This window comes from Pedobacter vanadiisoli, assembly GCF_042684385.1.
In the GTDB taxonomy this organism is placed as follows: Bacteria; Bacteroidota; Bacteroidia; order Sphingobacteriales; family Sphingobacteriaceae; genus Pedobacter; species Pedobacter vanadiisoli.
On record NZ_JBHULL010000008.1, the window covers coordinates 194,788 to 221,347 of the forward strand.

The following is a 26,560-nucleotide window of genomic DNA, read 5'->3' on the forward strand; positions in this document are numbered from 1 at the left end:
ATCGCACAAGACCAATAATTAAATGTCATTTATATTGATTTTTATACAATAAATTATCCCTAAGAATGACAAACTAATAGATCCTATAGGTTCTGTAACGACAATTTTTCCTGAAAAAACCTGGCGCACTATGAGAAAACCTTTGTGATCTTTGCAGTAAAAAGTTATGATAAATTAACTCAATGGCAGGGTAAAATGAAAAACAGAGCCCTTACCTTCCTCACTTTCAGCCCATATCCTGCCGCCGTGCCTTTCTATTATTTCGGCGCTTAGGTAAAGTCCTATGCCAAAGCCAGAAATGGTATGGTTGCCTTTCACACGGTAGTAACGTTCGAAAAGCTTATCAATATCTTCGGGATTTATGCCCATTCCCTCGTCTTTAATCTGAACTTCAACCTCCTGACCATGTATATTGCAGCTTATTTCTATCCGGGTGTTATTATCTGAATATTTTATTCCGTTGCTGATCAGGTTAGAAATTACATTGCCAATTTTATCCCGGTCGGCATGGATGGTTACCTCACAGGTTGGGTTAAATATAATCTGATGTGACGACTGAGAAATATAAGTTTCTTCAATGATTTCCTTCAGTAACTGATCCAGGTTAAAATCGGTTTTTTCGATTAATAGCTTACCTGATTCCAAACGCGATACATTTAAGAAACCATTAATCATGGTAGTCATTTTTCTGATCTGGTTATATGCTTTATCAAGGGCAGTCATCGCATAATTGTCTTCATCCTTTCTGGCCTTGCGCTGCAAAACCTGAACAAAGCCATTTATGGCCGTTAAAGGTGTTTTTAATTCGTGGCTAACCATGCCGATGAAATCATTTTTTCGGAGCTCATCCAGTTTTTGTTCTGTAATATCTATAAAGAGCCCGGAATATTCTGTTGCGTTACCATGGTGATCAACAAACACTCTTCCGGTTGCCCTGATCCACTTTTCTTCGCCTGTAATTAAATTATTGATCGAATATTCATTATCACTTGGCGAATGGTTTTTTAATGCTTCTGTTAAAGCCTTATTCAACATTTCATGGTAATCGGGATTAATGGCACTCATAACAAGGTCCATACTAACAGGCTCATTTAAAGGCAGGCCCAGTAAGTTTTTAACAAACCCAGATACAGTGATTTCGAGTGTTTTAGGATTAATGCTCCAGGTCCCCATTCTACCGGTATCAATGGCCTGTAGTAACCTCTCTTCACTATCGGCTAACTTCTTGGCGTATTGGATCAGGCCTTCATGTGTTTGGGCCAGCTCTTCATTGGTGGTGGCCAGCTCCTCGTTTGCCGCAGCCATTTCCATGTTAATTGCCTGAAGCTCTTCCTGGTAAAGTTTCCGCTCGGTAATATCTGGACTAACCGTAGCAATGGCAGTTACTTTACCTGTTTCCTGATCTTTTATTGCGAAGCCATTCCACTCAATCCAGAAAGGATTTCCTGTTTTTTCGTTCCAGAAACGGATTTCCTGCCTGAAATTGAAGCGCTGCAAAATGCTGGGTAAAAGTTTTTGAGCCGCAGGCCTGTCTGCAGGGAAAACACAGTCTAATATATTTCTGTTGGCAATGTTGACCCAACCTAATTTTTTTAATGCTGCGGGGTTCAGATATTGGATGGTCATATCTAAACCGGCTAAAGCTATAAATTCTGAACTGGCTTCGATGAGTTTATTCAAATTCAATCTTTCCAATTCTATTAATTTTCTTTCCGTAATATCAATGCACGAGCTAATATAACCTGCAAAAGAACCATCTGCATGGAAACGTGGTGGACCATTGGCCAACAGCCAACGGTAATCTCCTTTCTTGGTCAGGATCCTAAATTCACCGGTAAATGGTTTTTTCTCTGCCAGCGCCGAAAGGTAAATGTTCAGATACTTGTCGCGGTCTTCAGGGTGGATCAGATCAGCCCAGCCAAAAGCAAGCAGATCATTCATCGACCTTCCTGTTAAGGTTGTCCACAGATTATTGAAATAAATAGCATTTCCATTTTCATCACCAACCGTAATAAAAATGTCGGTTCCTTCGGCCATGGTTTTAAAACGCTTTTCGCTTTCCGAAAGCTGGTTAAAGCGCTCAGCAACCCTTAATTCCAGGTCGTTGTTTAAAAGGTGCAGTGATTCCTGTGTTTCATGTAATTCCTCGTTGGTGGCCACCAGTTCTTCATTGGTAGCGGCAAGTTCTTCCACTGTGGCCGCAAGTTCCTCGTTCAATACCTGTTCGCGCTGTAATGCTTCATCCTTCTCTTGTGCCCTTTCTATGGCCTCTTTCCTCAGCACCCGGTCGCTTACATCAACCGCGGTATGTAGAATGCAGATAGTCTTGCCTTTGTCGTCTTTTATGGCCCGGTATTCAAAATCGAAATAAAAGGTTTTCAGTTCCCCATTGATAATAAGGTCCGCAGCAGTATCCTTGCCAGAAATCACCAGGCCCTCCAACCATACCCTGCGGAACATATCAATAAAAGGTTGGCCTTTAAGTTCAGGCAATGCTTCTTCTAGCGATTTCCCGATCACGCTCCTGTCTTTTCCCCAAATTCTGAGCATTGCATCGTTCGCCATCTGAATTATAGCCGTTTCGCCAACGTGTATTGCGGTTGCAGTATGGGTTAGATTAAAAACATCCAATAATTGCTCATGGCTTAAAAAAAGGTTTGATCGACTCATGTTGCGGTTTAAGGAATGATTTAAAATTATATTTTAACTACGTTTCACAGAAAATTTAAATCATTAACCTAAACATGATTATTTTCAACAGAAACTATATACTAACCATAACCTCCTTAAAAAGGTTTTTAATGATGTGAATTTCTGATGCATATTGTGTATTTTTTCTACAACCAAAATATAAAGTGTTGGTAAGCTTTGAGAATCCTTCCCAAATTACCTTTACTTTTTCTTCTTCAACTTCTTTTTTGCAAAGAAAATCGGGTATAATGGCTAATCCTTTCCCACCAGATAAGCAGCGTACAATGGAATTAAGATTAGGCACAATATAGTTTGGACGGAAATCGGCACGCTTGCCAAAATTTAGCTGCCAGAAACGTAAAAGGTGCTCCATATCGCCTGCGGTACCATACCATTTTTGCTGTTTTAACCAGGCCTCCATTCCGGCCAGGTCATTTTTTGTTACCAACGAATCAAAAGTCTGCCCGTCAGTTTCTGTGCCGCCTACCAGGACAATGGTTTCGGAAGAAAACGCTTCATGTTCCACATTGGGCGAATTGCCCTTTTGTGGGGTGATAATAAGGTCTAAAATACCTTTGTCCAATTGATCAAGCATTTCGGGATATTCACCAAAACGGATAATAACATTAAACGGAAGGGTAGAGATATATTGTTCAAGCGTAATCTGAAAAGTTTCGAAACACATGCCTACACTAATGGTTGGGGTGTGCTTCTCTGTGCTTTTCTGAAAATGTTTTTCGGCATCCTCGAGTTTGGTCAGTGGCTCCACAATAAAATTATACAATACTTTTCCTTTTTCAGTAGGGATCATTTTTCTGCCGGTTCGTTCGAACAGTTTATAACCCACATAACTTTCTAAAGAGCTTAAATGCAAACTTACCCCGGGCTGCGAAATAAACAGGTTTTCTGCGGCACCGGTTAGGGTTCCTGTTTTATAAATCGCCTTAAAACTTCTGTACCATTCTAAATTTACCATCATTATAGTATTATAATTCTGATACAAAGCTATGAATTAACTTGTTTTAATAATAGATATGAGCGCTGTAATTTTGGGTTATCAAATAGAAAAACGAAATGAAAAAAATATTCATTATTAACGGAGGACAAAAATTTGGCCATTCTGGTGGCAGGTTTAACGAAACAATAGCCGATGCTACTGTCGATTTTTTCTCTTCATTGCAAGAATTTGAGGTAAAAACAACCAATATTAACCACGATTATGACCCAAAGGAAGAAGTGGAAAAATATGTTTGGGCAGATGTTGTCATTTACCATACCCCGATATGGTGGTTCCAGTTGCCACATGCATTTAAAAAATATATAGATTTGGTATTTACAGAAGGTCATAAAAAAGGAATTTACATTAGTGATGGGCGTAAGGCTGATAATCCAACCCGGAATTATGGTACAGGTGGTATGTTGCACGGACGGAAATATATGGTCACATCATCTTGGAATGCCCCAAAAGAAGCATTTACGTTACCCGGAGAATTTTTTATGGAAACCAGTGTGGATGACGGCGTATTATTCGGTTTCCACAGAATGAATGCCTTTACCGGAATGGAACAAATAGAGGGTATCCATTTTCATGATGTAGAAAAGAATGCAGATATTAGGAGTGCACTTAAATTGTACCGGGAACATTTAACCCAAAATTTTTTAAATACAGAAATATATGAGCATTTATTTAACGGCAATAGTTAAAAGCAAACATGACACCACGGCGGCATTAAGAACCATGCTGCTGGATATGGTTGCAAATTCGCGAAAGGAAGAAGCTTGCATTCAGTACGACCTGCATGAATCAGCAGGCGATCATACTTTCATTTTTCAGGAGGAATGGAAAGATCAGGTAGGTTTGGATCTGCACAATAAGCAGCCTTATATTTTAGCCTTTGTGGCACAGGCTGATAAGTTGACAGAAGATATTATAATCTATAAAACAGAAAAACTGGCCTGATTACAGTTTTGCACGCCTGGCCGTTAAGGAAGAACCTGCTGAAGCAATTACCATAAAAGCCACAGCAAAACACTCTTTCAATGTGAGGTATTCCTGTAAAAATACGAGTGCTGCCAACGAAGCCATAGCAGGTTCCAGGCTCATTAAAATACTGAAAGTCCGGGCAGGGAGCTGCTTAAGAGCCCTCATTTCCAGGGTAAAGGGAATAGCGCTTGATAATAATGCAAGTGCTGCTCCCTGGCCCAGTAATCGGGGGGTTAAATTGCTTAAACCACCGCCCATAATGCCAAATGGAAGGATGACCAACGTGGCAAATATCATCCCAATGGCAACGGCCTCGCCTCCTTTCATGATTTTCGAAATCCTGCCGCCCAGGATAATATAACCCGCCCAAAAAACGCCGGCCAGTAAGGCCAGTAATACGCCAACTAAATTTAATCCCGTACCCGTCCATGGGGTGATGAGTATAATGCCTGTAGCAGCCAGTATTACCCAGATAAAATCTATCGCTTTTTTTGAGCCGAAGATGGCTAAAACCAAAGGTCCAACAAATTCGAGTGTTACCCCCAAACCGATCGGGATTCTGGCAATGGCCATATAAAAAATCATATTCATTACCCCTAAACAAACCCCGTAGAATATAGTATATTTCCACTGTTTGGCCGTTAATTTAAACGGGTTTGGACGGAAAGCGATCAGTAAGATTACAGCTGATAAGCCGATACGCAAGGATGCAGTAGCTGCTGCCCCGATTTGTGGAAAAAGCGCTTTTGCTATGGCCGCACCGCATTCCACACTGATTATCGATAATAAGACAGCCGGGATGGGTGGAATATTAATTTTGCTTTTCATCGGGATATGCTAAAGGAATGCAAAATTAAGAAATTGTGGCCGGGTAAATTTTTTTAAATAAAAAATGGAGAATCAGATTACACCAATTCTCCATTTAAAGTCTTTAATTCTCCGTTTAACTAAATAATTCCTGTTCGTCACGGTGTTCGGTAGGGATCTTTTTCAAAAAATCATCAAACGATGGACCATCGTTATCAGAATAGGTACCATAGGCGTCCAATATGTATCCGATGTTTTTATCCTGATCTTCCAGAAGATATAATACAGAATTATCTGCAGGATCTGAATCCCCCTCAAAGCGATAGGTTTTAACAATGGTTAAATCTTCGGGTTTATAAATTTTTCCAAGCGATTTACTCTGCATCTTACCGTGGTCGGATATTTTTAGTTCGTTATCTTTTCCTTTCAGCCTTAATTTCTCCAAAATTTGACTCAAAGTGTTCATTGCAGTTGGCTGTTCCATAGTTTTACGATTTTATACTGATTAAACAAGTGGTGCTTGAAATGGTTTTGCCAACAGGTGGTTTTAAGCAAACTAAATGATTGTCAATCTGTTTTATATAAAACTAAATTTTATTGATATGAAAAATATTTTTTTAGGCCTGGCTATTGCAACGATAGCATTTGTAAGCGCCTGTACCAAAACCAATAAAGAAATTGCCCGGGCAACTTTAACTGAAACCGCCGATAATACCAAAACCATTGGAACGGCTAAATTCTACGAACTGAGCGATGGGAAAATCAGAATGGATATTGAGATGAATTTTGCGGCACGGGCAGATAGCAATGTGGCTGTTCATTTTCACGAACATGGCGATTGCGGCAATATGGGTGAAAATACCCATGGCCACTGGAACCCAACTAAAGAAGCACATGGCAAATGGGGATCGGCCGCTTACCACAGTGGCGATATTGGCAATATAAAGCTGGATGGCAAAGGCCATGCTACACTTTCGGTTACTACCGATAGGTGGAGCGTTAAAGATGGCGATGTTAAAAATATTATCGGCAGGGGTATTATTGTACATGGTGGCACGGATGATTATACCACACAACCAACCGGAAATTCGGGGCCAAGGGTGGGCTGCGGTGTAATTGAGGCGGTGAAGTAGAGAACTTACAATTAATTTGCATGCTTTGCGTGTCAGTCTGAGCCTGTCGAAGACTCTTTATTTTGAAATGATTAATGCACTTCGACAAGCTCAGTGTGACATCAGAATGGAAAAAGGCGGTTAAATTTTTAACCGCTTTTTTTATGCAATTTGATATGGGTTGTCATCATCATTAAAAACCTAAATTATTATGGCAACTCTAAACGAATCTCAAAGCGGCAAGGCCGTAAAAGGAAAAACCAGAAAAGCAACCCCGAGGGTAGATCTTACTGCAATGGTAGATCTGATGTTTTTATTAACTGCATTTTTTATGCTCACGACTTCCTTGAGCACTTTAAATGCAGCCGATATTGCTAAACCTGTTAAAGAAGACGTAAGTGATTTTGACCCTTTTCCCGAATCGCGTACCATGACCATCGTACTGGGGAAAGATAATAAAGCCGTTTCGTACATGGGGACTATCGAAAAAGCGAATATGAAAGTTATTGCTGTAGCCGATCTTCAAAAAGAAATTAGGGCAAATAAGTTATTGGTGGCAGCAACACACCGAGATAAACCTGATAAATACATGATCGTGATTATCAAACCGGGTAAAACCGCCAGGTTTCAGAATTTTGTTGATGTTGTTGATGAAATGAAAATCGCAGCCATTAAATCTTATAGCATAGATGATGATCATTTCGCTGAAAAAGAGTTAACATTTATGAAAAACAACCAGCTTTAATACTACTCATTTTTGAGTATTAAGAACGGTAAATGAGCGAATAAAAAGAATACCACGCGGTTTAATGCTAATGAATAAATTGAATAGCGTAAATTATACACTATGCTCCTGTTAAATACCTTGTTTTTAGCTGCTTTAGAGGTGTTTTTTGAGTTTATTATGGAATTGTTATGCTAGCGTTAGATGTTTAATACTACATCTGTATAGCTAATATGATTACATTCGTCGAAGTGTTTGGCCAAGCATCAGGCGCAGTCCCGAAAAGCCTTCAAAAGAGTAGGGGTCTTAAAACTCAAAAAAAATCTAGTATGAAAAGTTTAGAATTAAAAAATCTTGGTGTTAAAGAAATGAACACAACTGAAATGTCTCAAGTTGAAGGTGGTGGTATTATCAACAATACATTAAACGAACTTTTAACTTCTCTTGCAGGAACTTTAAATGCAGTTGGTGCAGATACTTCAGTATTCTTAAGCAAAACAGTAACCAATGTTTTGAAACTTATTTGGAGTCTATAATTAAATTTATCGCATCTACTGTTCTGGTTTGCAGGGCAGTAGGTGCTTTTATTGCTTTTATATCTATCTCTCTATGGCGCTAACTACTTACTCTACCGAAAGAATTTCGAATAGCGCTCTTGTTTACCGCTCTCGAATCAGCAAATCAAACCAGTTAATATACATCGTTACAGTAGTCGTAATTTTAACGGTTTTAATTGCTCTTCCCTTTATTAAAATCCCCATTAGTATAAATGGTACGGGCATTTTGCAATCAACTATCGAAAAAACAGAATTGATTGTGCCGGTTAATGGCCGTCTGATTGAATATAGGCTTTCAGATAATAAAAGGCTTAAACAAGGCGATACGCTTCTGGCCATCGATGCAGGTCTGCCTAAACAGCAAGATGCCCTGGTGGAGACCCGTAAAAACCAGATTACCCAATTTTTGCATGATATTAATGCCCTCTTGTCGTTTAATGGCGGTTCCAATTTACAAACCGGTCAGTACGCCGCTTCGTGGCAACAGTATGTGCAGGAGTTAAAAAATGCCGGAATCACAAAAAGGCAGGCAGCCAGCACATTTGCGCGCTACAATAAACTTTATCAAAATAAAGTGCTTACGCAATCAGAATATGAAAAGTACAGATACGAACTGGAACAGGCTGAATCGGCTTATTTAATGGTACGTACCAAATATAAAAGCCAATGGCAAACAGAGGCCAGTGGTTTCCGTAATGAACTGCGCCAGCTTTCAAGTCAACAGGCCGAACTGAACGAACAAAAAAAGCAGTACGTATTACGCGCCCCGATTGATGGTTCAGTGCAAAATCTTGTGGGTTTGCAGCACGGGGCTTATGTATTTGCCAATCAAAAAGTAGGAGAAGTTTCGCCTGATGCAGGTTTGGCTGCATACTGTTATATCAACCCGGCTGATATTGGCCTCATCAGAAAAGGACAGGAAGTGCATTTTCAGATCAATGCCTACAACTACAACCAATGGGGTTTGGCTGTGGGTAAAGTAATCGATATATCCGACGATATCGTTATAATAAATAATAACCAACCTGCCTTTAAGGTAAAGTGCTTAATGGATAAAAATTTCCTGATGCTAAAAAACGGTTATAAAGGCTACCTAAAAAAAGGAATGAATTTTACGGCCCGTTTTAAAGTAACCAACCGGAGTTTATACCAGTTGCTTTACGATAAGGTAGATGATTGGGTTAATCCAAACTTAATCCAAAAAACATAAAAGGTAATGAGTACGAAGGTTAAACAACGGGATATAACAGATTGCGGAGCGGCTTGCCTGGCTTCTATAGCTGCTCATTATAAATTGGATCTGGCTGTTGCCCGGATTAGGCAACTTGCCGGAACGGATAAAAAAGGTACAACCGTTTTAGGGCTGGTAGAAGCAGCTCAAAAACTAGGATTTGAAGCGAAAGGGGTAAAGGCGCCTTTTGATAGTTTATTTAAAATACCTACTCCTGCTATAGCACATATCATTGTTAATGATATCCTTCAGCATTATGTAGTAATTTATAAGGTAAGCAATAGGTTTATAGAGGTGATGGACCCTATAGATGGGAAAGTGCACCGTAAAACACACGATGAATTTAAAAAGGAATGGACTGGTGCTTTAGTCTTGTTATTGCCATCTGAAGACTTCCAGATCGGCAATGAAAAAAAATCAATCCAAGGTAGATTCTGGAATTTGATTAAACCGCATAAAGGCATTCTGACACAAGTTTTATTTGGTGCTATTGTTTATACTGTATTGGGTTTATCCACCTCTATTTTTGTTCAGAAACTGGTCGATTTTGTGCTGGTTGATGGCAATCATAACCTGCTTAACCTGATGAGCATTGCCATGATGGTAATTTTGCTGGTACAGCTATTTATCGGCTCGGCCAAAACAGTTTTTACCTTAAAAACCGGGCAACTAATTGATTCGCAACTCATTTTAGGGTATTATAAGCATCTGCTCCGTTTGCCGCAACAGTTTTTTGATACCATGCGGGTAGGTGAAATTATTTCGAGAATAAACGATGCGGTAAAAATCAGGACTTTTTTAAACGATGTATGCGTAAATTTTGTGGTGAACATTTTTATCGTCTTCTTTTCGTTTATCATGATGTTTACCTATTACTGGAAACTGGCACTCATTACCCTTACCGTTATTCCATTATACTTTGTGATTTATATGATCACCGATCGGTTCAATAAACGCACGCAACGCAGGCTGATGGAGGATGCTGCTGAGCTCGAATCGCAATTGGTAGAAAGTTTAAATGCTGTGGGGACCATTAAACGTTTCGGACTGGAAGATCATGCCAACGAAAAAACCGAAACCCGGTTTATCAAATTACTTCAAACCGGTTTTAAATCGAATGTTAATGCGGTGGTATCAGGTACATCTACCGAATTTGTTTCGCGGATGATTACCATTGTTTTGCTATGGGTTGGTGCAGGTTATGTATTAGGTAATTCGATTACTCCGGGAGAGTTGTTGTCATTTTATACTTTGATCGGTTATTTTACAGGACCGGTTTCTTCCCTGATCGGGATGAATAAAACCGTACAGGATGCAGTAATAGCTGCCGACCGTTTATTCGAAATTATGGACCTGGAGCGCGAAAGAAGTGAAAATCAAATTGAATTGACTATCGATAAAATTGGCGATATCCATTTTGAAAATGTTTCTTTCCGTTATGGTGCCAGATTACCCGTTTTCGAAAACCTGAACTTAACCATCCCTCAGGGTAAGTTTACGGCCATTGTGGGCGAAAGCGGCTCCGGAAAATCGACATTAATGTCGATCCTGCAAAATATTTATCCGATACAAGCCGGTAATGTACGTATTGGTAAATATGATCTAAAATACATTACCAATTCCTCGCTCCGTAAAATGGTATCGGTAGTACCTCAACAGATTGATTTGTTTGCAGGCAATGTAATCGAGAATATTGCCATTGGCGAAGAAGAACCCGATATGCAACGGATCATTGATATTGCCACTAAACTGGGTTTAATCAGTTTTATTGAGGCTCTGCCCAAAGGCTTTCAGACTTACTTGGGCGAAAACGGAACATCTCTATCAGGCGGACAAAGGCAGCGTATTGCCATAGCAAGGGCTTTATACCGCGATCCTGAAATCCTGATTTTAGATGAGGCCACTTCTTCGCTTGATTCGGTTTCGGAACAGCATGTACAACGGATGATCGCGCTGTTAAAAGAAGAACATAAAACCGTAATTGTAATTACCCACCGGTCGAGCACGCTGAATAATGCCGATAAAATTATTGTATTGGATAAGGGGGTGGTTGTAGAACAGGGCAGCCACCAGGAGCTCAAATATCATTTGGCTTAAGGTAGGATAACTTACGAAGTCTGCCATAGCCCTTGGCCCTTGCCGGCTTCGTAAGTTTCGCGTAGGGAAAATATTTTATATCGTTTTTAGGAAAGCAATTGCAGCGGCTCTTTTTAAGGTTTCGTCCTGCTTTTTGCTACAATCTTTTTTGCCTTTCACTTCGACTGCGCTCAGTGCGACAAAAAAGATTTTCGCGTCAATCAGGTTTAAATACATCAGGTCTGTACTCCTATTATCGGAAAACTGCAAAGTTGCAAAGTATTTACTCTTAAGGAGATTTCTTCGGCCTAAGAAGCCACCTACCCAGGTTAACTAAACCTGGCAGGAGCGAACACCGAACGCCGGGAGGTAAAGCGGATGGCAGGACTTTCGGAACCGACTGGGTACAGGACCTTGCTTTCCAAAAAAATGTTTTGATAATTTACGAAGTCAGCCCCTGCCATTGGCCCCAGGCAAGTTTCGTAAGTTTTGCGCTGGGCACAACAAAAAAGGCGTTCTGCATTGCTGCAAAACGCCTTTCTTAAATTTATCCTGATAGATTAAATGCCGAAAGCAGCTTTAACCTGATCTACGTAATCTAATTTCTCCCAGGTAAACAAGTCAACCGTAACCGTTTTTTCCTCGCCGTTTGGTGTTTTGAAAGTTTTGGTAACGGTTTCTGGTGTGCGGCCCATGTGTCCATAAGCTGCAGTTTCGCTATAAATCGGGTTTCTTAACTTTAAACGTTGCTCAATAAAGTAAGGGCGCATATCGAAAATTGATTCTACAATTTTAGCGATCTCGCCATCGGTTTTACCTACTTTACCTGTTCCATAAGTGTTGATGTAAATACCCATTGGTTTTGCAACACCGATAGCATAAGATACCTGAACCAAAATTTCGTCAGCAATGCCTGCCGCCACCAGGTTTTTAGCGATATGACGTGTAGCATAAGCCGCACTTCTATCTACTTTACTTGGATCTTTACCCGAAAAAGCTCCGCCACCATGAGCGCCTTTACCACCGTACGTGTCAACGATGATTTTTCTACCTGTTAAACCTGTATCGCCATGCGGACCCCCAATTACAAATTTACCGGTCGGATTAATGTGGTATTCAATTTTATCGTTAAATAAATGTGCGTAAGCCGGGTTATTTTTGATGATTCTTGGAATGAGGATGTTAACCAGGTCTGTTTTGATTTTCGATAACATGGCTGCTTCTTCATCAAAATCATCATGCTGTGTAGAAATTACAATAGCATCGATGCGAATGGGTTTGTTGTTATCATCATACTCTAAAGTAACCTGGCTTTTTGCGTCCGGGCGTAAATAAGTAATTTCTTTATTTTCGCGGCGTAAAGCGGCAAGTTCCTGTAATAACTTATGAGATAGGTTTAATGCCAATGGCATGTAATCTTCAGTTTCGTTGGTTGCATAGCCAAACATCATTCCCTGGTCGCCTGCGCCTTGTTCTTCTTTGCTGCTTCTATCTACCCCCTGGTTAATGTCTTGCGACTGCTCATGTATGGCCGATAAAATACCGCAAGAGTTGGCCTCAAACATGTATTCGCTTTTAGTATAACCGATTTTCTTGATTACATCGCGGGCAATCTGTTGTACATCTAAATAGGTTTTAGATTTTACCTCACCTGCCAAAATAACCTGACCCGTAGTAACCAAAGTTTCGCAAGCTACTTTTGATTCCGGATCGAAAGCTAAAAAGTTATCAATTAAAGCATCCGAAATTTGATCGGCGATTTTATCTGGGTGACCTTCAGAAACAGATTCTGATGTAAATAAATATGACATTTATTAAATAATTAATGATAAATAAACAAATTTATAATTGCCAAACCCCTTGAAAACAGGTGGTTAAATGATTGAAAGGAGGCATTAGCAATTTTTTTAAGTGGTTGCAATCCGGTCCCGGGGTATCGGGATAGCAAATCAATCCACTTTTTTTACTGCCGCAAAATTAGCATATTTTCTTTATTTCAAAAATTATAGATTATTTTGTGCACTCAATCTTACACTTTGCACACAAAGATCAATATCCTCTTTATCATCAATCCCATTTCGGGTGGGAGAGGAAAGCTGCGTATCCCCGATTTTATAGATCGATACCTGGACAAGGAAAAGTTTAATGCAAACTTTGTATTCAGCGAATATGTAGGGCATGCCGGTGAGCTGGCCGACGAAGCAGCCAGCAAAAATTTTGATGTAATTGTGGCTGCCGGAGGTGATGGAACGATTAACGAAGTAGCCACCAAAGTGCTTAAACACGATAAAGTACTAGGCATTTTACCCTTAGGTTCGGGTAATGGATTGGCCAGGTTCCTCAAAATCCCTAAAAATTTAAAATATGCTTTGGGCCTGATCAATAATTTTAAAACCGATTGTGTAGATACCGCTCAGTTTAACCATAAATGTTTTTTTAATCTGGCAGGTATGGGATTTGATGCCCACCTGAGTTCTGTTTTTTCAAAAGATAAAAAGCGCGGATTATCAGGCTATGTAAAATTGGGCTTTAAAGAGGTTTTTAATTATAAACCGCAAACTTATCAGTTAAATATAGATGGCACTGCTTATACCCGCAAAGCCTTTGCTATCAGCATTGCCAATTCATCGCAGTACGGAAACGATGTTTATATCGCGCCAAATGCTTCGGTAAAGGACGGATTGCTGGATGTTTGCATCATTAAGCCTTTCCCGATAATAAAATTGCCGGTTTTGGGTTATGTAATGTTGAGGGCTAAGGCAGAAAATTCCGATATGATCGAAATCATCAAAGGGAAAAATATCAGAATTACAAGAGAAATGGCAGGAGCGGTGCACGTAGATGGTGAACCTTTGCAGATGGGAACTGAGATTGAAGCAATAGTGAATCCACTGTCGTTAAAAGTGATCGTGCCGTAGCTTAGTTTAGAGTTTAGAGAAATCCAACTATAGGCCATTAAACCATCAGCCATTTACCAATGGCCAGTGAACGAATGAACTTTTTATAAAAAATGAAACAAAAGAAAAATAGTTTAAGCGATCTTGGCGGAATTATGTATTCTACCAATCCCGATTTCGAATACGAAGAAGAAGTTGATGATACCATTACCTTACCAAACAGTCAGCAGGATTTAAGGGTAATGCTCGATAAAAAGAACCGTGGGGGTAAAGCAGTGACCTTAATTACAGGTTTTAGAGGCCGTTCGGAAGATTTAGAGGTACTGGGCAAAATGCTCAAAACGAAATGTGGGGTTGGTGGCTCGGTTAAAGATGGCGAAATCATGATCCAGGGTGATGTTCGGGATAAGGTGATGGGCATCTTACAAAAAGACGGCTATAAAGTGAAAAAGGCCGGAGGCTAGCATTAATGAGATTAATTTATAGTTAAATTTAAAAGAGGTGTTATCCCGAGCGTAGTTGGTGGATCTTTTTTATTACATCACAGGTATAGATGATTGCTTCCCCAAAAGTCAGGGCAGTTGCCGTTTCTCCTAAGCAATATCTGATCTCGCAAAATACTAAAATCACAGCGTTTAATCCTCATCAAAACCTACTCAATCCTCAATATTGGTTTTTAAATGTATGTAGCGAAACTACTTTCGTTAAACATTTAAATCAATCAATATGAAACGGTTATTCTTCTTATTATTTTTTGTTATTTCTTTTGGTTTGCAGGTTGCTCATGCAGAATTTTTGAATCTTGGTGCGGCAGAGATAATTCTGCTTCTGATAACAGGCTTTTTTGCTTTGGCCTTTGTTATAGGGATTATTTTTTTATGTTTATACTTAATTAAACGCATTAGGCCTGCTAAAAATGAAAAATAAGATAATCTTCGGATTAGTTTTTATCCTCGGTTATGGGGTTCAGATTGCCCATGCTGAATTTTTAAATATGGGAACTCCAGAAATCATTATGCTTTTAGTGGCAGGTCTGCTCTTTTTTGGCTTTTTTGGTGGCATTTTTATGCTGATTTACTATTTAATCAAAAAAAGTAGAAATACATCTCCGAATTTAGCGCCAAATACCGTTGCCATAAATTTTGCACCTCCCATAGCATATCAAAATCCACTGGTGGATGGAGGGGCGGATAAGAAAGAGCCCATTAAGGTAAATGGCAGGATTGCCCTGCCTCAACAGAACGAAATCAGGTATGTTAATACTGATGAAATTGTAAGATGTGAGGCGGATAACAATTATACCAACTTCTTTTTTAGCGGAGGTGATAAAATGCTCATTTCAAAATCGTTAAAAGAATATTCAGATCTGCTTAAACCACATGGTTTTATCCGCACCCACCAGAGCCATTTAATTAATCCCCGGTTTGTAAAAAGCTGGCTTAAGGAAGATGGTGGGACGCTTTTAATGGAAAATGGCGATAAAATCCCGGTATCTAAAACAAATCGGGAATTGGTGAAAGAGGTGTTGGGGAAATGACATTTTAAACCTCGCAGGTTTCAAAAACCTGCGAGGTTTAAACATTATCTTACATTTTTGTACTTTTGCGGCTATGTCAGTTATTAAACCCTCATTAGCAAAAGGTACCCGCGATTTTTCTCCGGTTGAAATGGTAAAGCGCAACTTTATTTACGATACCATTAAAACGGTTTTCAGGAAATATGGTTACGCCGAAATCCAGACACCAAGTTTTGAAAATCTTTCTACCCTAACCGGAAAATATGGCGATGAAGGCGACAAACTGATTTTTAAAATTTTAAACAGCGGCGAATTTCTTAAAGATCCAAAAAAGAAATCGTTTGATTTTGCTGAAGAAGATAATAGCAACAAACTAATCCCTTTAATTTCTGAAAAAGCACTCCGTTACGATTTAACCGTGCCTTTTGCCCGTTATGTAGTAATGCATCAAAACGATATTACTTTGCCCTTTAAACGTTTTCAGGTGCAGCCGGTTTGGCGCGCCGATCGTCCGCAGAAAGGCAGGTATCGTGAGTTTTATCAGTGCGATGTAGATGTGGTAGGCTCAGAAAGTTTATTGAATGAAGCCGAATTTATTTTAATTTACAATGAAGCCTTAAGCAAATTAGGATTGAAAGATTTCAGCATCAAAATTAATAACCGGAAAATTTTGTCTGGTATTGCTGAAATTATCGGTAAACCTGATTTAATTATTGATATGACGGTTGCCATCGATAAACTGGATAAAATTGGTTTGGATGGAGTAAGCAAAGAACTTCTGGAACGAGGTTTTACCGAAGCTGATCTGGAAAAACTCCGTCCGGTAATTTTACTCGAAGGAACTAACGAAGAAAAGCTGGCCAGTTTAAAAGAAGTTTTAGCGCAATCTGAAACTGGCTTAAAAGGGATAGCAGAAATAGAACAGGTTTTTGACTATGTAGAAAGCCTGATTGCCTATGGTTTACCTTTAACAGCCAAATTAGAGCTGGATATTACGTTAGCCCGTGGATTAAATTATTATACCGGCTGCATTTTCGAAGTTAAAACCAACGAAGTAGCCATGGGCAGCATTGGCGGCGGTGGCCGTTATGATGATTTAACTGGTATGTTTGGCTTAAAAGGCTTAACCGGAGTGGGTGTTTCTTTTGGTGCAGATCGCATTTACGATGTACTGGAAGAACTAAACCTTTTCCCAGCCTCAGCAGAGGTTGGAACTAAGGTGTTGATCAGTAATTTTGATGCAGAAGCCGAAAAATACGCCTTGCCGATTGTGCAGCAGTTTAGAAATGCAGGTATATCTACAGAGTTATATCCAAGTTCGGCGAAACTGAAAAAACAAATGGCCTATGCAGATGCCAAGAATATTCCTTATGTAATATTAATCGGTGGTGACGAAATTGCCAACGGAGAACTTACACTAAAAGATATGCAAAGCGGCGAGCAGAAAAAATTAACAGTTTTAGCTATACTGGAGTTGTTGAAATAAGGCTTAATTAACCACAGCGCTCGCTGAGCTTTCACAGAGCAAACAGAGACCAAATTACAGGTCTTACTTAGTGTGCTCTGTGCCTTTTCTCTTCTGCCTGTGTGGTTAAACATCATCCTGAAGAAACGATTCAAAAGGATAGCCTGGCTTTAGCTAAGTAGATCCTGAAACGAGTTCAGGATGACGAAACTAGATGAGATTTCTTCTTTTCTTTGTGGTTAAACCTATCGTCCAACTCGCAATAAAATAGGGAAATGGACGTCTTTCTCCGCATCATCACCCCAGGCTTCCTTTAGCTCTGTAAATATATATTCGAGCGGATTACGTTCATTGGCTTTTTTGTAATGCTGCAATGAAGACCAGGTGTTCAAATAGCCAATTAATTGGTTAAAATGCCAGGTAGTTTTAATCTGGAAATGTGGGGCAATAATTTCTTCAAAAGGAAATGGGATGGTTTTATATCCTTCTTCGATGTAGTGGCGTTCGTTGTCCCAGTATTTGCCCAGTATGTCTTCATAAAGCTTATAAATAACCTTGTTCACTTTTTTATCAATATACATAAGCCCATAACCAATAGCAGCAAAAAGCCCACCTGGTTTTAATGTTCTTTTTACTTCTGCATAAAAGGCTTCGAAGTTAAACCAATGGATAGCCTGCGCTACCGTAATCAGGTCGAAGCTGGCATTACCCGCCGATATTTGTTCTGCAGGCTCTACTTTGTAAGTGATATTGGGCAATTGCAAAGCGTTTTTTAGTTGGTTTTCGCTAATGTCTGTTGCGTAAACCGCATCAAAATGCTGGGCCAATATCCGGGCTACCTGTCCATTTCCCGTGGCGCAATCCCAAGCCCTTTCCTTGTTTTTTACCAGTGCCAACAGGTAATCGTATAATTCCTTTGGGTAAGTTGGTCGGTATATGGCGTAATCGGCAGATTGGGTAGAAAAGTTATCTTTCATAGGGATAAATGATTGGATTTTGTATGATGGAAAACATCTCCGCACTTTCTTTATAAAATTATTATATTTTTGATAAACAACTGCTATAGGAGTTAGGTTTCATTCAGTATCCAACATTCAGTTATTCTATATGATATGGAAAAAGCATTAAAACAGCACAGCGCTAAGGATGTCGAATACCGGCTGAAATCTATATTTGGTGGCTCGGTTGGCAACCTTGTTGAGTGGTACGATTGGTATACTTACTCTGCCTTTGCCCTTTATTTTTCTCCTGTCTTTTTCCCCAACAGTAATCAAACCGCCCAGCTGTTGGATACCGCAGGTATTTTTGCTGTGGGGTTTTTAATGCGCCCCATTGGAGGCTGGCTGTTTGGAAGCATTGCCGATAAACTTGGCCGAAAACGCTCTATGACACTTTCTGTGTTGATAATGGCCATAGGATCGTTAATAATCGGCATAACCCCAGGTTACAAACAGATTGGAATTGCAGCCCCCTTATTGCTTGTTTTTGCCCGATTGATCCAGGGCCTGAGCACTGGCGGCGAATATGGAACTTCGGCCACTTACCTCAGCGAAATGGCCACAAAAAAACACCGTGGATTTTATTCAAGCTTTCAATATGTAACCCTCATTGGCGGACAGTTATTGGCTTTAGGTATTCAGCTGATCTTGCAGAACTGGTTGCTTACCCCTGCCGAATTGCACAACTGGGGCTGGCGGATTCCCTTTTTTATCGGGGCCGTTCTATCTTTTATTGCACTGTACCTGCGCAGGCATATCGATGAAACGGCAGCCTTTAAAAGTAAAAATGAGGAAGACAAAAAAGGCGGCATCGCCGTATTGTTGAAATATCCGAGAGAAGTTTTTACAGTGGTGGGGCTAACCTTAGGCGGAACCATCGCCTTTTACACATTTAGTACCTATATGCAGAAATTTCTGGTAAATACGGTTCACCTGAGCAAAGAAACCTCTACAACATTATCATTTATTTCGCTGCTGGTTTTTGCTATTATGCAACCTTTATTTGGCCTGTTATCCGATAAGATCGGCAGAAAACCCCTGTTAATTGGTTTCGGTGTATTGGGGACCTTATGTACTTATCCAATATTGACTGGTTTAGCTAAAGAAACCAATACCACCATTATATTTTTATTGATGATAGGTGCTTTGATTATTGTAAGCGGCTATACGAGTATTAATGCTGTGGTTAAAGCTGAGCTGTTTCCTGCCGAAATCAGGGCTTTGGGCGTAGGGCTGCCTTACGCATTAACTGTTGCCATTTTCGGTGGAACGGCAGAATATTTTGCGCTGTGGTTTAAAAATATCGGTCACGAGCATTATTTCTACTGGTATGTAACCGGCTGTATTTTAATTTCCTTGATTTTGTATACTACCATGAAAGATACAAAGCACCATTCGAAGATTGAGGATTGATTTTTAACTCGTCGCCCTGAAAGTTATTTCTGGGGCTATTTTGAAGCATACTGAAACAGTTTCCGTTGCAAAAGACAGTTGGTTACAGATAATTACTCACCTCGATTAAATTCATATCCGGATCGCGGAGATAGATTGAAATAATCTTACCATTTGCACCCGTACGTTCTACAGGTCCTTCTTCCACCTCGATACATTTTTCTTTCAGTTCCTGCATTACCTTTAAAAGCGGAAAATCAGTGATGAAACATAAATCGGCCGTTCCGGGCATGGGTTTAAATGCTTTTGGCTCAAATTCTGATCCATATTGGTGCAGGTTGATTTTCTGATTGCCAAATTTCAGTGCCTTCCGGTTTTCGCCAAATTCAATAACTTCCATTCCCAGAGCAAGGCTGTAAAACCTGCATGTACTTTCTAGATTGGCAACAGTGAGTACAAGATGATCTAAGTTTTTAATGTCCATAATAATAAATTAGAACTAAAGCATTTATCCTTTTGTTTTAAAAGGACTTTATAATCCTGACATTTGGTTAGCAGATATCAACGAACAAAGTAATCATTTTTTATATATTTACCATTATGCAAAACCTGCCCCCTTTAGCCGAACGTATGCGCCCTCATAACCTAGATGAATATGTTGGTCAGCAGCATTTAGTAGGAGAAGGAGCAGTACTGCGCAAAGCCATTGAAAGCGGCCAGCTGCCATCTATGATTTTTTGGGGTCCGCCCGGAGTAGGAAAAACGACCTTGGCTTACATTATTTCGCAGGCGTTAGACCGGCCATTTTTTAATTTAAGCGCCATTAATAGTGGCGTGAAAGACGTACGCGAGGTAATTGACCGGGCAGCACAACTAAAAGACAGCTTTTTAGGTTTACCCATTTTGTTTATTGATGAGATCCACCGTTTCAGTAAATCGCAACAGGATAGTTTATTGGGGGCTGTAGAAAGGGGATTGGTTACTTTAATTGGTGCTACAACAGAAAATCCATCTTTCGAGGTCATTTCCGCTTTGCTATCCCGTTGCCAGGTTTACATTTTAAAATCGCTCACAGAAGAAGAATTGGTGGGTTTGTTGCAAACAGCGATTCAAAAAGATACGGTTCTTGCTGAGAAGAAAATTTCGATTAAAGAACATGAGGCTTTAATCCGTTTATCGGGTGGCGATGCGCGGAAACTCTTAAATGTACTCGAAATTGCCATTAATGGTATAGGTGGCAACAAAATCGTGCTTACGAACGAAAATGTACTGGCCCATGCGCAGCAGAACCTCGCGCTTTATGATAAAGCCGGAGAACAGCATTATGATATTATTTCGGCCTTTATTAAGTCAATCCGTGGCAGCGATCCCAATGCGGCGGTTTATTGGCTGGCAAGGATGATAGAAGGGGGAGAAGACCCCTTATTTATTGCCCGTCGATTACTGATTTTGTCGTCGGAAGATATTGGCAACGCCAATCCAAATGCCCTTTTATTGGCCAATAACTGTTTTACAGCTGTAAATGTAATCGGTTATCCGGAGGCCCGTATTATACTGTCGCAATGTGTAACCTACCTGGCCAGTTCGCCAAAAAGCAATGCGTCTTATGAGGCCATTAACAAGGCGCAGGTATTGGTTAGGCAAACCGGTAATCTGCCTGTGCCCTTACACATCCGCAATGCACCTACCAAACTGATGAAAAATATCGGCTATGGAAAAGATTATCAATATTCACATAGCTACGAAGGTAATTTTTCGCCTCAAGAGTATTTTCCGGAAGAATTAAGCGGTACGAAACTCTACGATCCGGGTAAAAACCCCGCAGAAGAGAAATTGCGCGAAAAACTTAGGCAGAACTGGAAAGACAAATACAACTATTAGTGTAACATTTTAGGCTGAATGTATACTAATAGAGATATTAACTAAAATCAAATACTTAAACTATATATGCTGAGTACTTTTTTAAGCCATCAAAGAAAATCTTTCTGGCGTTCGCGGAACAGGGGCAGTAGCATTGCCGGCCAGATTGTTCTGGGCTTCTTTTTATTGTATTTTTTTATTTTGGCACTCGGGGCCGGTATTGGCATGTCGCACCTATTGGCCTACTTTTTCCCAAATCAAGATGTAATTAAAAGTTTCAACGGTATTATTCTTTATTATTTCGCATTCGACTTTATTATGCGATTGCAATTTCAGGAATTACCAACCTTAAGCATTATCCCTTACTTGCATTTAAGGATTTCGAGGAATAAAATCATCAGGTTTTTAAATGTTAAAGCACTTTTTTCGGCATTTAACCTTTGGCCGTTTTTCATTTTTCTGCCTTTCTGTTTTATTAAAATTGCGCCGACACTAGGCGCTGTTACAACCATTATGTATATCGTTTCGATATTTTCAATTATGGTTTTTAACAATTATTTTGTGTTGTACATCAAGCGGAAATCAATCACCAATACACTTTATACTTTTGTCGGATTGGTTATAATTGCGGCTTTTGCCGCATTGGAATACTATAAAGTTATTTCAATTATGGCCGGATCCGATTTTGTGTTCCGTGCCATTGCTGCACATCCTTATTATGCCTTTGCATTTACCCTGGCTGCGATAGCTATATTTTATTTCAACTCCGGTTTCTTACGTAAAAACCTGTATGTAGAGGAACTGAGTAAGAAACAGGAGAAAAAAGGCAGTACCGATTACGCTTTTCTTAACCGCTTTGGTAAAGTTGGCGAACTGGCTGCTTTAGAGCTAAAATTAATCCTTCGCCATAAGCGCCCGCGTTCAGCAGTTATTATGGGCTTCTTTTTCCTTTTTTATGGGTTTATTTTTTACAAGGAAAAAGCAATCAATAGCGATGCCTTCGGTCAGATGATGTTTGGCGCCATATTTATGACCGGTATTTCCATTATTATTTATGGCCAGTTTATGTTTGCCTGGCAAAGTGCCCATTTCGACGGCATATTGGCTAATAAAATCGACTTTAAAGATTACATCAAGGCTAAATTTTTGCTATTTACCATTGGTTGTACCATCATTACGATATTGGCCAGTTTTTACGGTTTTCTAAGCCCAAAATTGTTGCTCCTGCATTTAGCCGCTTATTTTTATAACATCGGTTTTGGAACCGTTGTAGTGCTTTACCTGGCCACCTTAAATTATAAACGCCTTGATATTACCAAAGCTGCAAGCTTTAACTACCAGGGAACCGGCGCAACCCAATGGCTTTTAATGTTCCCTTACGCACTTACCCCCATTTTAATGTATGTGCCTTTCGGCATATTGAATAAACCTTACTGGGGACTGGCTGTAGTAGGCATATTCGGTTTAGCCATGCTACTGTTAAGGGGCTTTTGGGTAAACTATATTGCAAAACGACTTGAAAAACAACGATATAAAATAGCCGAAGGCTTTAGAGAATAATTATGATTTTAGAAGTTAAGAAATTACAAAAAGTTTACGGCGATAAAACTGTTGTAAACATCGAAGACCTACAGATTGCAGCCGGCGAAACCGTAGGATTGGTAGGAAATAACGGTGCTGGTAAAACTACTTTCTTTAGGATGCTTTTAGACCTGATCCGCCCGACTACAGGCGAGGTTTTATCGAAAGGTGAAAATGTAATGCAAAACGATAACTGGAAAAATTATACTGCATCTTTTTTGGATGAAGGTTTCCTGATCGATTATTTAACACCCGAAGAGTATTTTATTTTTATCGGTAGCTTACACAATTTAAGCGTTGCAGATGTTTCCGAATACCTTAACCAATACGTGGAGTTTTTTAATGGCGAAATCCTGAACAGCGGTAAATATATACGCGATTTTAGCAAGGGTAACCAGGTTAAGGTAGGTATTGCTGCAGCCTTGATGCAAAAGCCCGAAATATTAATTCTCGACGAACCTTTTGCCAACCTCGACCCAACTACCCAAATCCGTTTAAAGAAACTGTTAAAGGAGCAGGCGGGAAGTATGACTACTTTTATATCCAGTCACGATTTAAACCACGTTACCGATGTTTGTAGCCGCATTGTGCTGGTAGAAAAAGGGCAGGTAATCAAAGATTTTAAAACCGACGAAAATACGTTGAAAGAGCTGGAGAGTTATTTCTCTGCTTAGTTTTTGTACTAAGAATGATACAATATGCGAGAGGAGTCCTGATTTATCGGGACTCTTTTTTTATAAACAAGCTTGTTGTTTTTAATGAAAATTGATCAAAATGAACCCAAAATACAGTTTCATTAGTTTTTGGCATTGTGTTTGAACATGTCGGGTGGAAATTATAAATCTAGCATATCATGAGTATTTCAAAAGTAAGAATAGCAACACTAAGTATAGGATTAGCCGTGGGTTCTATGGCGTTCCAAAGTTGTGATAGTTTAACTAAAACACAAAAAGGTGCTGGTATTGGTGCCGCAGCCGGTGGTGTAATTGGAGCTTTAATTGGTAAAAAAGCAGGTAATACAGCAGTTGGCGCCTTAATTGGTGGTGCTATCGGAGGTACGGCAGGGGCTTTTATCGGCCGCAGAATGGACAGGCAGGCTGCCGAAATTCAGAAAGCTATTCCTAACGCAGAAGTTATTCGTGAAGGGGAAGGTATTATCGTAAAATTCGATAGCGGTATTTTATTCGATTTCGATAAAACAGCTTTAAAAGATGCAGCTAAAGCCAATATTCAGAGTTTAGCATCATCATTAAACCAATACCCTGATACCGATATCAAAATTATTGGCCATACCGACAGCCGTGGTACCGAACAATATAACATGGGCCTTTCAGAAAGAAGAGCGGCAGCTGTTAAAGCGTATGCAGTTTCGCAAGGAGTTCCGGCATCAAGACTGGTAACCATTGGTAAAGGTTTTTCTGAGCCAATTGCTGATAATGAGACTGATGCAGGTCGTGCAGCCAACCGTCGTGTTGAAATTGTAATCGTTGCTAACGATGCCTTAAAAGCTACAGCACAAAAACAAGGATAATATTGCAGATTCCCTCTACCTATGAGGTCATTATATATGCAGCCCCGGTGTACATCCACCGGGGCTTTTTTGTGGTATCTGATATAGCACAATAAATTGCATAAACGGTCGTCATCCAGATTTGTTTCAGGATCTATTTTGGGAAAGCAGGGTCTCTTGCTTTTTTTTATGTTAGCCGGGCTTTTCGCTATATCTCCGATTCCGATGGAAAATCGGATCGGAGGATGCCGCTTCAATCCCGTTTAAATTTGGAGGCTGGTGCAGCTATTCAGGGTTGCAGATGTGCTAGAAAAACTTACGAAGTTTTGTCCAAGCCAGCGCGGTAATCCAACCCTTCCTAAGAACTACTGCCCCGGGTTAGCTAAACCCGACAGCAGCGGACACCGAGCGCAGAGAGGTAAAGCGAATGGCGGGACTATCGGAACCGATCACCACAGTAACCTGCTTTTCAAAAAACTATAAGAATATACAAGCTTGTGTTAGCCTTGATCAGCATCTTTCCTGCACAAAACATTTAAAAAATCTTTGAATAGGTTTGTGCAGGATGAGAACATCCAGCACTATTATGAATACTGCGCAGCCTGATAATGCCATCCTGACTAGGTAGCGCTGTGTCAGATATTTCTATCTGACACCACCGGGTTTAATCTGCTGAATAAATATCCTCAAAGTAATTCACCACGAGCGATTTCATCAGCATTTCCTGCTCCAGCATGGTATAAGGCGGGATTGCTTTTACCAGTTTCCAATGTGGCCAGCCATCCTGGTCCAATCCCTCCAGTTCATAGAATCCCATTTCGCTCAATAAGCGGCAGGTAGCAATATGCATCAGTTCTTCTTTCTGACGTTTACTGTATTTCTTTGGACCTTTGCCCAGTTCCTGAACGCCAATGAGAAAAAGCATCACCTTTAAATCAGGAAATTCGGAGTTAAATTCCCGAGAAATCCTTTCCTGTAAAATTTTCCATTTGGCATTAATCTCCGATGGTTTCATATCCTGCAAAGATAGTGTAAAAACGTGTAAGCCTTAAGTAAAACGTTTAGGCTTTTTAACACTTTAGCTTGAATGGTAATGGTATTTTTGGTTACATTTATGACCTATGGATACGAATATTAATAAAACAATTACTGCAGGTTTATTGGCTTATGGCATGTCTGGAAAAGTGTTTCATGCCCCATTTCTAAACGCGCACAAAGGCTTCGATTTAAAGGCCGTGGTAGAGCGGAGCAATAAAAATGCAGTTAAGGATTACCCTAATATTATAAGTTACAACAATGTTGACGAACTTTTGAATGATGAAGAAATTGAATTGGTGGTGATTAATACCCCCAATAACTTTCATTACGAACATTCGAAAGCAGCATTAAATGCACATAAGCATATTCTGGTCGAAAAACCTTTTACCGCAACCACTGCGCAGGCCAAAGCACTTTTCGAACTGGCCGACAGCGTTGGCAAACAGATTTTCTTTTACCAGAACCGCCGTTGGGACAGTGATTTCATTTCAGTAAAAAAGGTACTGGATAGTGGTAAACTGGGTAAGTTGAACGAGATGCACCTGCGTTACGATCGTTACCGCAATGTAATTGGCCCAAAGGCATTTAAAGAAAACCCAATAGAGGCCAGTGGTTTGTTATATGATTTAGGTCCGCACCTTTTAGATCAGGTAATCAGTTTATTCGGCAAACCCTTAAGTTTTCATAAAATTTTGGGTAAAAATAGGGTAGGTACATTGGTTGACGATTATTTCTCGATCCATTTGAGTTATCCTGATAGCGTAAATGTTTTCGTTACCTCGAGCATGCTGGTAGTAAACCCACAGCCTGGGTTTGTTTTACATGGTGTAAAAGGCAGCTTTATTAAGCAAAGAACCGATATTCAGGAAGAACAGTTGTTGGCAGGGATGAAATTAACCGATCCGGGTTATGGCGTTGAGGCTGCTGATAAAGGCGGTTTATTAACCACCATTGATGCCGACGGAAAGAAGACGGAGGAGATCATTCCATCAGAAGCAGGAAGTTATCTGCCGCTTTTCGAAGCCGTTTACCAGGCAATAAGCAATAAAGAACCATATCCGGTAACACGGGAGGATGTTTTAACACAGATGGAAATTATAGAAAGCCCGGTAACCGCATAA

At 39.9% G+C, this 26,560-nt stretch carries 26 protein-coding genes; 18 read left to right on the forward strand and 8 right to left on the reverse strand.

Translation table 11 applies throughout. From position 1 onward, the window contains the following. Nucleotides 1-174 precede the first annotated feature (174 nt). Complete coding sequence (locus ACFSR6_RS09440) at nt 175-2,670, reverse strand: PAS domain S-box protein (protein WP_379078071.1); 2,496 nt, start codon at nt 2,668-2,670, stop codon at nt 175-177. Nucleotides 2,671-2,764: 94 nt separating this feature from the next. Further along, a complete protein-coding gene (locus ACFSR6_RS09445) occupies nt 2,765-3,670 on the reverse strand; it encodes a LysR family transcriptional regulator (RefSeq protein WP_379078073.1) in 906 nt (301 codons plus the stop codon). A gap of 95 nt (nt 3,671-3,765) precedes the next feature. Here ACFSR6_RS09445 and ACFSR6_RS09450 point away from each other — a divergent pair, with 95 nt between their 5' ends. After that, nucleotides 3,766-4,395 carry an NAD(P)H-dependent oxidoreductase gene (locus ACFSR6_RS09450; protein WP_379078075.1) on the forward strand — a complete coding sequence of 210 codons (630 nt, stop codon included), beginning with the start codon at nt 3,766-3,768 and terminating at the stop codon, nt 4,393-4,395. After that, a complete protein-coding gene (locus tag ACFSR6_RS09455) occupies nt 4,367-4,651 on the forward strand; it encodes a putative quinol monooxygenase (RefSeq protein ID WP_379078077.1) in 285 nt (94 codons plus the stop codon). The genes ACFSR6_RS09450 and ACFSR6_RS09455 overlap by 29 nt, the downstream gene beginning before the upstream one ends. On the opposite strand, the gene ACFSR6_RS09460 is transcribed toward ACFSR6_RS09455, so the two are convergent. Together ACFSR6_RS09460 and ACFSR6_RS09465 are read right to left on the reverse strand one after the other, a co-directional pair. Further along, nucleotides 4,652-5,503 carry an EamA family transporter gene (locus ACFSR6_RS09460; protein ID WP_379078079.1) on the reverse strand — a complete coding sequence of 284 codons (852 nt, stop codon included), beginning with the start codon at nt 5,501-5,503 and terminating at the stop codon, nt 4,652-4,654. It lies immediately after the preceding gene. Between the two features lie 115 nt (nt 5,504-5,618). After that, nucleotides 5,619-5,966 carry a hypothetical protein gene (locus tag ACFSR6_RS09465; RefSeq protein WP_183766215.1) on the reverse strand — a complete coding sequence of 116 codons (348 nt, stop codon included), beginning with the start codon at nt 5,964-5,966 and terminating at the stop codon, nt 5,619-5,621. Nucleotides 5,967-6,084: 118 nt separating this feature from the next. Here ACFSR6_RS09465 and ACFSR6_RS09470 point away from each other — a divergent pair, with 118 nt between their 5' ends. From ACFSR6_RS09470 to ACFSR6_RS09490, 5 genes are all read left to right on the forward strand, one after another. Further along, nucleotides 6,085-6,615, forward strand: coding sequence for a superoxide dismutase family protein (locus ACFSR6_RS09470; protein WP_379078081.1), 531 nt, complete (start codon nt 6,085-6,087; stop codon nt 6,613-6,615). Nucleotides 6,616-6,805: 190 nt separating this feature from the next. Beyond that, nucleotides 6,806-7,339, forward strand: a complete 534-nt coding sequence (locus tag ACFSR6_RS09475) for an ExbD/TolR family protein (protein ID WP_379078083.1) — start codon at nt 6,806-6,808, stop codon at nt 7,337-7,339. A 308-nt stretch (nt 7,340-7,647) separates the two neighbouring features. Next, the gene (locus tag ACFSR6_RS09480; RefSeq protein ID WP_379078085.1) at nt 7,648-7,854 is read left to right on the forward strand and encodes a bacteriocin; all 207 of its coding nucleotides are present in this window, start codon (nt 7,648-7,650) and stop codon (nt 7,852-7,854) included. A gap of 73 nt (nt 7,855-7,927) precedes the next feature. Further along, on the forward strand, nt 7,928-9,085 hold the full coding sequence (locus ACFSR6_RS09485) for an HlyD family secretion protein (protein ID WP_379078087.1): 1,158 nt from the start codon (nt 7,928-7,930) through the stop codon (nt 9,083-9,085). Between the two features lie 6 nt (nt 9,086-9,091). After that, nucleotides 9,092-11,203: a peptidase domain-containing ABC transporter gene (locus ACFSR6_RS09490; RefSeq protein ID WP_379078089.1), complete on the forward strand. Its 2,112-nt coding sequence runs from the start codon at nt 9,092-9,094 to the stop codon at nt 11,201-11,203. Nucleotides 11,204-11,742: 539 nt separating this feature from the next. Here the strand turns inward: ACFSR6_RS09490 and metK are convergent. Beyond that, entirely contained in the window at nt 11,743-12,993 is a 1,251-nt protein-coding gene (metK, locus tag ACFSR6_RS09495; protein WP_379078091.1) for a methionine adenosyltransferase, read from the reverse strand. A 225-nt stretch (nt 12,994-13,218) separates the two neighbouring features. Here metK and ACFSR6_RS09500 point away from each other — a divergent pair, with 225 nt between their 5' ends. The 5 genes from ACFSR6_RS09500 (at nt 13,219) to hisS (ending at nt 17,081) form a co-directional block, all read left to right on the forward strand. Beyond that, nucleotides 13,219-14,100, forward strand: coding sequence for a diacylglycerol/lipid kinase family protein (locus ACFSR6_RS09500; protein WP_379078093.1), 882 nt, complete (start codon nt 13,219-13,221; stop codon nt 14,098-14,100). A gap of 92 nt (nt 14,101-14,192) precedes the next feature. Continuing rightward, entirely contained in the window at nt 14,193-14,543 is a 351-nt protein-coding gene (locus ACFSR6_RS09505) for a translation initiation factor (protein ID WP_379078094.1), read from the forward strand. Nucleotides 14,544-14,805: 262 nt separating this feature from the next. After that, on the forward strand, nt 14,806-15,006 hold the full coding sequence (locus ACFSR6_RS09510) for a hypothetical protein (protein ID WP_183766197.1): 201 nt from the start codon (nt 14,806-14,808) through the stop codon (nt 15,004-15,006). After that, nucleotides 14,996-15,616: a LytR/AlgR family response regulator transcription factor gene (locus ACFSR6_RS09515; protein ID WP_379078096.1), complete on the forward strand. Its 621-nt coding sequence runs from the start codon at nt 14,996-14,998 to the stop codon at nt 15,614-15,616. The genes ACFSR6_RS09510 and ACFSR6_RS09515 overlap by 11 nt, the downstream gene beginning before the upstream one ends. 73 nt (nt 15,617-15,689) lie before the next feature. Beyond that, nucleotides 15,690-17,081 carry a histidine--tRNA ligase gene (hisS, locus tag ACFSR6_RS09520; RefSeq protein WP_379078098.1) on the forward strand — a complete coding sequence of 464 codons (1,392 nt, stop codon included), beginning with the start codon at nt 15,690-15,692 and terminating at the stop codon, nt 17,079-17,081. Nucleotides 17,082-17,305: 224 nt separating this feature from the next. On the opposite strand, the gene ACFSR6_RS09525 is transcribed toward hisS, so the two are convergent. Then, nucleotides 17,306-18,037 (reverse strand): class I SAM-dependent methyltransferase, encoded by a 732-nt coding sequence (locus ACFSR6_RS09525; RefSeq protein ID WP_379078100.1) that lies wholly within the window; start codon nt 18,035-18,037, stop codon nt 17,306-17,308. Nucleotides 18,038-18,172: 135 nt separating this feature from the next. Here ACFSR6_RS09525 and ACFSR6_RS09530 point away from each other — a divergent pair, with 135 nt between their 5' ends. Next, a complete protein-coding gene (locus ACFSR6_RS09530; RefSeq protein ID WP_379078102.1) occupies nt 18,173-19,471 on the forward strand; it encodes an MFS transporter in 1,299 nt (432 codons plus the stop codon). Between the two features lie 82 nt (nt 19,472-19,553). On the opposite strand, the gene ACFSR6_RS09535 is transcribed toward ACFSR6_RS09530, so the two are convergent. Further along, nucleotides 19,554-19,934 (reverse strand): VOC family protein, encoded by a 381-nt coding sequence (locus ACFSR6_RS09535; protein ID WP_379078104.1) that lies wholly within the window; start codon nt 19,932-19,934, stop codon nt 19,554-19,556. Between the two features lie 116 nt (nt 19,935-20,050). On the opposite strand from ACFSR6_RS09535, the gene ACFSR6_RS09540 reads away from it, so the two are divergent. The 4 genes from ACFSR6_RS09540 to ACFSR6_RS09555 all read left to right on the forward strand — a co-directional run bounded on the left by ACFSR6_RS09540 (nt 20,051) and on the right by ACFSR6_RS09555 (nt 24,422). Beyond that, the gene (locus tag ACFSR6_RS09540) at nt 20,051-21,331 is read left to right on the forward strand and encodes a replication-associated recombination protein A (protein ID WP_379078106.1); all 1,281 of its coding nucleotides are present in this window, start codon (nt 20,051-20,053) and stop codon (nt 21,329-21,331) included. Between the two features lie 66 nt (nt 21,332-21,397). After that, the gene (locus ACFSR6_RS09545; RefSeq protein WP_379078108.1) at nt 21,398-22,870 is read left to right on the forward strand and encodes a DUF5687 family protein; all 1,473 of its coding nucleotides are present in this window, start codon (nt 21,398-21,400) and stop codon (nt 22,868-22,870) included. A 2-nt stretch (nt 22,871-22,872) separates the two neighbouring features. Then, nucleotides 22,873-23,565 (forward strand): ABC transporter ATP-binding protein, encoded by a 693-nt coding sequence (locus tag ACFSR6_RS09550; RefSeq protein WP_379078110.1) that lies wholly within the window; start codon nt 22,873-22,875, stop codon nt 23,563-23,565. A gap of 179 nt (nt 23,566-23,744) precedes the next feature. After that, nucleotides 23,745-24,422: an OmpA family protein gene (locus tag ACFSR6_RS09555; RefSeq protein ID WP_379078112.1), complete on the forward strand. Its 678-nt coding sequence runs from the start codon at nt 23,745-23,747 to the stop codon at nt 24,420-24,422. Between the two features lie 643 nt (nt 24,423-25,065). Here the strand turns inward: ACFSR6_RS09555 and ACFSR6_RS09560 are convergent. Next, nucleotides 25,066-25,416 carry a hypothetical protein gene (locus ACFSR6_RS09560; protein WP_379078114.1) on the reverse strand — a complete coding sequence of 117 codons (351 nt, stop codon included), beginning with the start codon at nt 25,414-25,416 and terminating at the stop codon, nt 25,066-25,068. A 106-nt stretch (nt 25,417-25,522) separates the two neighbouring features. On the opposite strand from ACFSR6_RS09560, the gene ACFSR6_RS09565 reads away from it, so the two are divergent. Continuing rightward, nucleotides 25,523-26,560: a Gfo/Idh/MocA family oxidoreductase gene (locus ACFSR6_RS09565; protein WP_379078116.1), complete on the forward strand. Its 1,038-nt coding sequence runs from the start codon at nt 25,523-25,525 to the stop codon at nt 26,558-26,560.